The following is a 7,880-nucleotide window of genomic DNA, read 5'->3' as shown; positions in this document are numbered from 1 at the left end:
TGCTGCAGCAGCTGGTCGCCTATGAACCGCGCGAGGTCGAAGTCGACGGACTCGTTTACCGCGAAGGGCTCAACGCCGTCGGAATCCGCGGTGGCGTCGCCGGCAACGTCATCCCCGATGAGTGCGTCGTCGAAGTTAACTATCGCTTCGCCCCCGACCGTGACGCGGCGCTAGCCGAACGCCATGTGCGGGATGTCTTCGCCGGCTTCGAGGTCGAGATCACCGACATCGCGGAGGGCGCGCGTCCCGGGCTGACCGACCCGCTCGCCCTCGACTTCCTCGCGGCCGTGGGGGGCGAGGCGCACCCCAAGTACGGGTGGACGGATGTCGCCCGCTTCGCGGCCCTCGGCATCCCGGCGGTCAACTACGGCCCCGGCGACCCGTCGCTCGCCCACGCCGATGACGAGCGCGTGCCGGTCGAGCAGATCGAACGCTGCGAGCGGGGCCTGCGGAATTGGTTGACCGCCTAACCGTCTTCGCCGGTCACTGGGTGACGAAGGTCCTCGCGATCTTCGTCGCCTCGCGCATCGTGACGACGACGATCTTCCTCATCGTTGCGAGCCTGCAACAGGTGAGCGACCGCACGGGAGCGCATCCGGGATTCTTCGACTTCGCGAGCATCTGGGACGGCCAGTGGTACTGGTTCGTCAACGCGGCGGGCTACCCCGACGAGATCCCGCGAACCGACGACGGCTTCGCGCAAGAGAACGCCTGGGCGTTCATGCCCGCCTACCCGTTCCTGTTGCGGCTGTTCACCGTCTTCGGGGTGCCGTTCACCGGGATCGCGCCGATCGTGTCACTGCTCTTCGCCGGAGCCGCGGCGCTCGTCTTCTTCCGACTGATGGTGCGGTTCCTGCCGCCGGGCTCGGCGCTCTTCGCGACGGCGCTGTTCTGCTTCGCTCCGCTGTCGACGATCCTGCAGGTGTCGTACGCGGAGTCGATGCACCTCTTCCTGCTGTTCGTCGCCCTGCTACTGCTCGTCGACCGGCGGTACGCGCTGCTGGTGCCGGTCGTCGTCGTGATGTCACTCACGAGGCCGAGCGGGCTCGCCTTCGCCTTCGCGCTGCTGGTGCACCTCGTGCACCGGTTCGTCACCCGGGCGCGCGACCCGTTCCCGTGGCGGGAGCGCATCGAGGTGGTGATCGTCGGCCTGGTGAGCGCGCTCGCCGGTGTGGCTTGGCTGCTGATCGCCTGGGTGGTCACCGGGGAGTTCACCGCCTACACCGACACCGAGTTCGCCTGGCGTCGAGGGTTCGGCATCGAAGGGCATCTCATCCCGTTCACCCCGTGGGTGCAGGGGGCCGACTTCTGGTTCGACAAGTGGTTCGGGCTGCCCGACCCGTGGTCGCTCGCGCTGGGCATCGCCGCCCTCGTCACCCTCGTCGGCGCGTACGTCGGATTCCTGCTCAGCCCGTGGGCGAAACGGCTCGGCGCCGACATCCGGTTCTGGTTGGTCGCCTACCCGCTCTACTTGCTCGCTGTCTTCTTTCCGCAGTCGAGCACGTTCCGGCTGCTTGTGCCGCTCGCCCCCGCTCTGGGTGCGCTCGCCGTGCCGCGGTCACCGGTCTGGCGGGTGTCGCTGCTCGTTCTCGGCGTCGCCGGTCAGGTGCTCTGGACATACGGCCTGTGGCGCGCCGACGTCTACGACTGGACGCCGCCGTAGGCGAACGGCGTACCACGAACACCTGAACGCGACCCCCCGATCGGTGCCGCGGTTCTTGCGAGCCCCGGAGTGCGGGATAATAGAAGTTCAGGGCATCCGAAAGGGGAATTTCATGGCTGCGATGAAGCCGCGGACTGTTGACGGGCCGATGGAAGCCGTCAAGGAAGGTCGCCTGATCATCGTGCGCGTTCCGCTCGAGGGTGGTGGCCGCCTCGTCGTGTCGGTCAACGACGCCGAAGCGAAGGAACTGTACGAAGCGCTCGGCGGCGTGGTTAACGTCTGAGCTTTCTGCTTCGCCCTCCGGGCGACAGGTCAGCCTCAGTCCGACAGCTTCACGAGTTGTAGGAGCCCGTCTCCCGCCGTGCTGAGCGCGGCGGAAACGGCTGACGATTCGGCGATCGTGGCAAGCAACGCACGGTAGTCGACTACGGTATCGTCGCGCGCCGCAGGGTCCGCGACGCGACCCCGCCACAGCGCGTGCGCGACGACGACGATTCCGCCGCGCCGGGCGATGCGCAAGCCGTGCTCCACGTAGTCCAGCAGTGACTCCGGATCGGCGTCGATGAACACCAGATCGTAGGCGCCGTCGTTCATCTTCGGCAGCACCTGCGCCGCGGTGCCGGTGATGAGGCGGATGCGGTTGGCCGGCACGTTCGCGTCGGCGAACGCCGTGCGCGCGACCTGTTGGTGATCGAACTCGATGTCGATCGACGACAGCACCGCGAGCGGGGCACCACGCAGCAGCCACAAACCGCTCACGCCGGCACCGGTTCCGATTTCGAGGATCGAGTGACAGGTGCTTGCCGCCGCGAGAAGGGCGAGTTGCGCACCCATCGCGGGGGTGACCGCGTCGATCCCCAACTCCATCGAATGCCGGCGGGCGAGGGCGATCGCCTCCGGCTCGGCGACGAACTCTTCGGCGTACCGCCAGCTCGAGTCCTTGTCCGCCATGATTCGAGCGTATCCGCCGACCCGCGCAGGCAACGTGAGCCCGGGTATCGTGAGGGGCGTGTCCTTCGGGCTGACCTTCGACAAGCTGCTGATCATCCTCGTGATCGCGCTCTTCCTCGTCGGCCCCGACCGCCTACCCGGCTACGCCGCCCAACTCGCCCGGCTCGTCAAGACTCTCCGCGGCTTTGCCGACGGCGCGAAAGAGCGCATGCGCGAAGAGATGGGGCCGGAGTTCGACGAAGTCGACTGGCGCAAACTCGACCCCCGCCAATACGACCCGCGCCGCATCATCCGCGAAGCCCTCGTCGACGAAGTCATCCCGCCCGCGAAGCCCGTCTCGCCGAACGGCCCCGCGACGGCATCCCGATACCGCGAGTCCGCCTACGAGCAACGTCAGCGCAAAGCGGGCAAGGGGAGGACGGCGCCCTTCGACTCCGAGTCGACGTGATTCGGAGCGCGGGTGACGGATCAGACCCGCGAGCCGAGAGAGCGGGGACCCCTACCCCGATCGACTCGCGGATCTGATCGGCTACCCGCGCATGTTGCTCGGCGACTCGGGGCTCGGGCGCCTGGGTTAGCGGCGGCGCAGGGTCTTCAATGTGCGGAGGAGGAGCAGCATCGGGCCGACGAGGCGGCGCCACTCGGCGCCGGTACGCGGGAGTTGCAGGACACCGGTGGCGTGCGAGATGGTGTGCGCCTCCATGAAGCGCAGCAGACCTTCGGGGCCGTTGCGGCGGCCGAGGCCGGAAAGTTTCACGCCACCCATCGGTGCGTCCACCGATGAGAACGATCCACGGTAGCCCTCGTTGACGTTGACGGAACCGGCGTCGATGTGCCGCGCGACGCTGAGCCCGCGACGCTTCGATCCGCTCAACACCGAGGCGTTGAGCCCGTACGCGGAGTCGTTGGCGAGAGCCACCGCTTCTTCGGCGTTCTCGACGACCTGTACGGCGACGAGGGCGCCGAAGGTCTCGTCGCGGTGGCAGCTCATTTCGCTCGTGACGTTCGTCAGCACGGTGGGCTCGACGAAGTAGGGGCCGATCTCCGGGCGGGGGTTGCCGCCGGCGAGGATGGTCGCACCCTTCTTGACGGCGTCGTCGATGTGGGCCGTCACTCGCTCGAGCTGCGCCTTCGTCGTGAGCGAGCCGCTGTCGGTGGAGTAGTCGAAGGCGGTGCCTAGCTTGAGCGACCGGGTGCGCTCGGCGAATGCCGCGGTGAAGGCATCGGCGACCCCCTTCTCGACATAGACCCGTTCCATCGAGACGCACAGTTGCCCGGCGGCCGAGAAGCATCCGTAGGCCGCGTCGGCGGCGGCCTTCGCGGGGTTCACGTCGTCGAGCACGATCATCGGGTTCTTGCCGCCGAGTTCGAGCGAGACGCCGATCAGCCGACGGGATGCCCGCTCGGCGACGACTTTGCCGGTCGCCGTCGAGCCGGTGAAGCACACGTAGTCGGCGGCGTCGACGACCGCGTTGCCGATCTCGGCACCCGGCCCGCACACGACCCCCCAGAGGGCGGCGGGAACGCCGGCATCCAGGAAGGCCCGCCGCGCGGCGAGGATCGTCAGCGCGCCCTGGTCGTCGGCTTTCTGCACGACGCCGTTACCCGAGGCGAGGGCGGGCGCGACATCCATGACGCTGAGCGCGAGCGGGTAGTTCCATGGAGTGATGACGCCGACGAGACCCTTCGGCTCGTACCGCACCCGGGTGCCAATGACGATCGGGATGCCGCCCCGTCGCCGCTGGGGCGACAGCACCTTGCGTGCCGAGAGGGCTGCATACCGCGTCGCGCCGACGGCCTGGAAGACCTCCTCGAACGCCTGCCCGCGGGTCTTACCCGTCTCGGTCTGCACCGCGTCGAGCAGTTCCTCACGGCGGTCCAGCAGCAGATCGTGGGCGCGCAACAGCACCGTGCGGCGGTGCGCGAAGCCCGCGGCCCACCAGGCCTGCTGCGCCTCGCGGGCGGCTTCCGCGGCGACCTCGACGTCGGCGAGCGTGCTCTGGGGCAACTCGTGGAGGGTTTCGCCGGTGAATGGCGCGATGACGACGACCGGCGCTTTGGCTGTCGCGGTGAGGTCGCGGGTCAGGTGCTGAGCTGTTGACCGATCGACCGGTGATCCTGGCATGAGAGAACCCTACTTTCCCTAATACGATCACAGCATGGGGGCATCCGCGTTGCGTCGTGGCACCGTCATCCGCTACGCGGTCGGTTCGGTCGGTACCGGGGGATTCGGAACCCTGCCCGGTCTGGTGCTGCTCATCTACATGACCAACACCCTGGGGGTGAACCCCGCCTTCGCTGGCGCGGCCTTCACGATCTCGAAGATCTGGGACGTCATCATCGACCCCTGGATCGGCGCGCGCAGCGATCGCAGTCTCGCCCGCACGGGTGGTCGCCGGCGGTTCATGGTGATCGGCGCCATCCTGCTGCCGGTCTTCTTCGTGCTCACCTTTGCCGTGCCGCCAGGGCTTCCGCCACTCGCCTCGGCTGCCTGGGTGCTCGTCGCGTTCCTGCTTGCCGCGACGGCGTTCAGCCTCTTCCAGGTGCCGTATATCGCGCTGCCGGCTGAACTCGTCGACAGCTACGACGCCCGCACCCGCCTGCTGTCGGCGCGCGTCATCGTGTTGACTCTCGCGATTCTCGCCTTCGGTGGCGGAGCCCCCGAGATCGTGCTGCTCGTCGCAAACAACGGGGGCACCGAATATCTCGGATACCTCGTGATGGCGGCCGTCGCCGGCGTGATCTTCCTCGTCGCGTTCCTGATCGCCTCGACCGTCGAGCGCAGCGCTCGAGCCGACCGTACCCCGCGCGCACCGGGCACCGAGCCCGTCGAGGGGCTGGAGGCGCCCAAGACCGGCCCGCTGATGCATTTCCGGCGCGGCTGGTCGGCGGTGCGCGACAGTCAGCCCTATCGTGCGCTGCTGTTCACGTTCATCATGCAGGCGCTCGCGATCGGACTCATGCTCGCCGGGGTCGCCTACATCGCCTTCGACGTGCTCCACCTCCAGGGCACGCTCCTGCTGTTCCTGTCGCTCATCGCGCCGGCGATCCTCGTGACGCCGCTGTGGTCGGTCATCTCGCGCCGCATCGGCAAGGAGCGTGCGTTCCGCATCGCGTCGGTCCTCTTCGCACTCGCGGCGCTCTCGATGGTGCTGCTCGTCTGGTTCCCCGGGGAGTGGATCTTCGCGCCCGTGGCGCTTGCCGGGGCGGCCTACGCGGGGCTGCAGTCGCTGCCGCTTGCGATGCTTCCCGACACGGTCGCGCACGATGCCGAGACGCACGGACCCGGCCGAGCCGGCACATTCAGCGGCGTCTGGACGGCGGGCGAGACTGCGGGTCTTGCGTTCGGCGGCACCATCCTGTCGATCGTGCTCAGCGTGACCGGGTTCATCCCGACGGTCGCCGAGCAGACCGTCACCCAGCCCGAGAGCGCCATCATCGGAATCATCCTGGGATTCAGCGTGATCCCGGCGTTGCTGATGTTCGCGAGCCTCATCTCGCTCGCGCGCTACCCGCTCCGGAAGGCGGACATCGACCGTCTCGTGCGGCACGCCGCCGCCCCGCCGCCCGGAGCGCCCGTCGCATGACGTTCGCCGAAGACCCCGCGGCGATCCTCGACCGGTTGCGCGAGTTGCGGGCGGGGGACGCTCCCACCCACGGCGGGCATGTGCTCTCCTACGTCTACGATCCGGGGCTCGCCGAGCTCGATGAGCTCGCCGCGGATGCGGTGCGACTCATGCAGCCGGTCAACGGCCTCGACCCGACGACGTTCGGTTCGGTCGCGGCGCTCGAACGCGACCTGCTCGGCTTCGTCCGGGGCCTGTTGCACGGCGACTCCGAGGTGGTCGGCACGGTGACGACGGGGGGCACCGAGAGTTGTCTGCTCGCGGTCAAGACGGCACGGGATGTCTGGGTCGCCGCGGGCGGCACGGGACAGCCGCGACTGGTCATCCCGGTGACCGCGCACGCCGCGTTCCAGAAGGCGGCGCACTACTTCGGCCTCGCGCTCGACATCGTCCCGGTGTCTGCCGAGGGCGAGGTGACGGCTTCCGCGATCGAGCAACGACTCGGGGATGACGTCGCTCTCGTCGTCGTCTCGGCACCGTCGTATCCGACGGCGACGCTCGACCCCGTTGCCGAGGTCGCCGCGCTGACGTCGGCTCGCGGCATCCCGGTGCATGTCGACGCCTGCATCGGCGGACTCGTGCTGCCGTTCTGGCCGGGTCTGCCCGCCTGGGACTTCGCGGTGCCCGGAGTCACGAGCGTGAGCGCCGACCTACATAAGTACGGGTATGCGCCGAAGGGCGTTTCGGTGTTGCTGCAGCGCGGTCGCGACCGGCAGCGGATGCAGTACTTCGCGACCACTCGCTGGCCGGGCTACCCGGTCGTCAATCCGACGATCCTCGGCTCGAAATCCGCCGGCCCGCTCGCCGCAGCGTGGGCGATCACCCGAGCCCTCGGCGTCGGCGGCTTCCAGTCGCTCGCCGACTCGTGCCGTCGATCGACGACGGCGATCGTCGAAGCCGTCACCGCGATCGAGGGCCTCCGCGTAGTCGGCACCCCCGTCGGCCCGCTGCTTGCCGTCGCCGCCGACCCTTCCGCGTCGCTCGAGAGGCAGGTCGATCCGCATCACTGGTCGGATGCCGCCCGACGCCTCGGTTTCGTGCTGCAACTGCAACCCGCATCCTCCGGCATCCCGGCGACGACCCACCTCACGATCACGCCCGTCACCGAGAGCGTGCTGCCCGACTTGCTCAGGGTGCTGAAGGAGGCAGCGGATGCCGTGCGCGGCATCCCCCACGTCGACCCGACCGCCGCGTTCAGCCAGCTCCCGGAGATGACCGGCCCCCTCGATTCCGACACCGCGGCCGCGATCCTCGCCGCCTTCGGTATCACTGCGGGCGGTGCCCTCCCCGAGGCCCTCGCGCCGCTGCTGGCGATCATCGAAGCCACTCCTGCTCCGCTCGCCGAACGCCTCCTCACCGAACTCCTCGCGCGGCTCGTCGAACCAGCCTGAACCGTCGTTCGTGACCCGCGCACGGGGGCGCGCTCAGGGCTGCTGACTGTCACTACTCTCATAGCCATGACCCGAGCGCGAGACCGACTCCGAGCCGGCCTCGTGCTGCGTTACGCCACCGGCGAATTGGCGGTGAGCGGGTTCATCGCCGTCACGGGCTTGGTGCTCGTGTTCTACATGACCGACTCACTCGGCATCCCGATTGCGCTCGCCGGGCTCACCATCACCGTCGCCAAGCTCTGGGATGTC

General features: G+C 68.7%; 8 protein-coding genes and 1 pseudogene. 7 read left to right on the top strand and 2 right to left on the bottom strand.

Features of this window, described 5'->3' with window-relative positions; translation table 11 throughout:
* The 3 genes from RMO30_RS00750 to RMO30_RS00740 all read left to right on the top strand — a co-directional run.
* Positions 1-470: M20/M25/M40 family metallo-hydrolase (locus RMO30_RS00750; protein WP_309708191.1), on the top strand; the 470-nt coding region annotated here is incomplete at its 5' end.
* Between the two features lie 20 nt (positions 471-490).
* Positions 491-1,663, top strand: coding sequence for a hypothetical protein (locus RMO30_RS00745; protein WP_309708188.1), 1,173 nt, complete (start codon positions 491-493; stop codon positions 1,661-1,663).
* A gap of 112 nt (positions 1,664-1,775) precedes the next feature.
* On the top strand, positions 1,776-1,946 hold the full coding sequence (locus RMO30_RS00740) for a DUF3117 domain-containing protein (RefSeq protein WP_191281480.1): 171 nt from the start codon (positions 1,776-1,778) through the stop codon (positions 1,944-1,946).
* Between the two features lie 35 nt (positions 1,947-1,981).
* Here RMO30_RS00740 and RMO30_RS00735 read toward each other — a convergent pair whose 3' ends face one another.
* Complete coding sequence (locus RMO30_RS00735; protein WP_309708179.1) at positions 1,982-2,614, bottom strand: class I SAM-dependent methyltransferase; 633 nt, start codon at positions 2,612-2,614, stop codon at positions 1,982-1,984.
* A 58-nt stretch (positions 2,615-2,672) separates the two neighbouring features.
* On the opposite strand from RMO30_RS00735, the gene RMO30_RS00730 reads away from it, so the two are divergent.
* Positions 2,673-3,062: a twin-arginine translocase TatA/TatE family subunit gene (locus tag RMO30_RS00730; RefSeq protein WP_309708176.1), complete on the top strand. Its 390-nt coding sequence runs from the start codon at positions 2,673-2,675 to the stop codon at positions 3,060-3,062.
* A 126-nt stretch (positions 3,063-3,188) separates the two neighbouring features.
* On the opposite strand, the gene RMO30_RS00725 is transcribed toward RMO30_RS00730, so the two are convergent.
* Positions 3,189-4,739, bottom strand: coding sequence for a succinic semialdehyde dehydrogenase (locus RMO30_RS00725; RefSeq protein ID WP_309708173.1), 1,551 nt, complete (start codon positions 4,737-4,739; stop codon positions 3,189-3,191).
* 34 nt (positions 4,740-4,773) lie between these two features.
* Here RMO30_RS00725 and RMO30_RS00720 point away from each other — a divergent pair, with 34 nt between their 5' ends.
* The 3 genes and pseudogenes from RMO30_RS00720 to RMO30_RS00710 form a co-directional block, all read left to right on the top strand.
* Positions 4,774-6,201, top strand: coding sequence for an MFS transporter (locus RMO30_RS00720; protein WP_309708170.1), 1,428 nt, complete (start codon positions 4,774-4,776; stop codon positions 6,199-6,201).
* A complete protein-coding gene (locus RMO30_RS00715) occupies positions 6,198-7,631 on the top strand; it encodes an aminotransferase class V-fold PLP-dependent enzyme (protein ID WP_309708167.1) in 1,434 nt (477 codons plus the stop codon). Before RMO30_RS00720 ends, RMO30_RS00715 begins: the two co-directional genes overlap by 4 nt.
* Before the next feature lie 66 nt (positions 7,632-7,697).
* Positions 7,698-7,880, top strand: a pseudogene (locus RMO30_RS00710) (MFS transporter); the annotation flags it as partial.

The sequence above is a fragment of the Pseudolysinimonas sp. genome (assembly GCF_031389465.1).
In the GTDB taxonomy this organism is placed as follows: Bacteria; Actinomycetota; Actinomycetes; order Actinomycetales; family Microbacteriaceae; genus Pseudolysinimonas_A.
Note: the sequence above shows the minus strand (reverse complement) of the source record. Positions and strands in the feature narration are given on the sequence as shown.

Bases quoted from the DNA above. Each gene is read 5' to 3' on its own strand.
- RMO30_RS00740 (WP_191281480.1), top strand. From the start codon at position 1,776: ATGGCTGCGATGAAGCCGCGGACTGTTGACGGGCCGATGGAAGCCGTC.
- RMO30_RS00735 (WP_309708179.1), bottom strand. From the start codon at position 2,614: ATGGCGGACAAGGACTCGAGCTGGCGGTACGCCGAAGAGTTCGTCGCC.
- RMO30_RS00725 (WP_309708173.1), bottom strand. From the start codon at position 4,739: ATGCCAGGATCACCGGTCGATCGGTCAACAGCTCAGCACCTGACCCGC.
- RMO30_RS00720 (WP_309708170.1), top strand. From the start codon at position 4,774: ATGGGGGCATCCGCGTTGCGTCGTGGCACCGTCATCCGCTACGCGGTC.
- RMO30_RS00715 (WP_309708167.1), top strand. From the start codon at position 6,198: ATGACGTTCGCCGAAGACCCCGCGGCGATCCTCGACCGGTTGCGCGAG.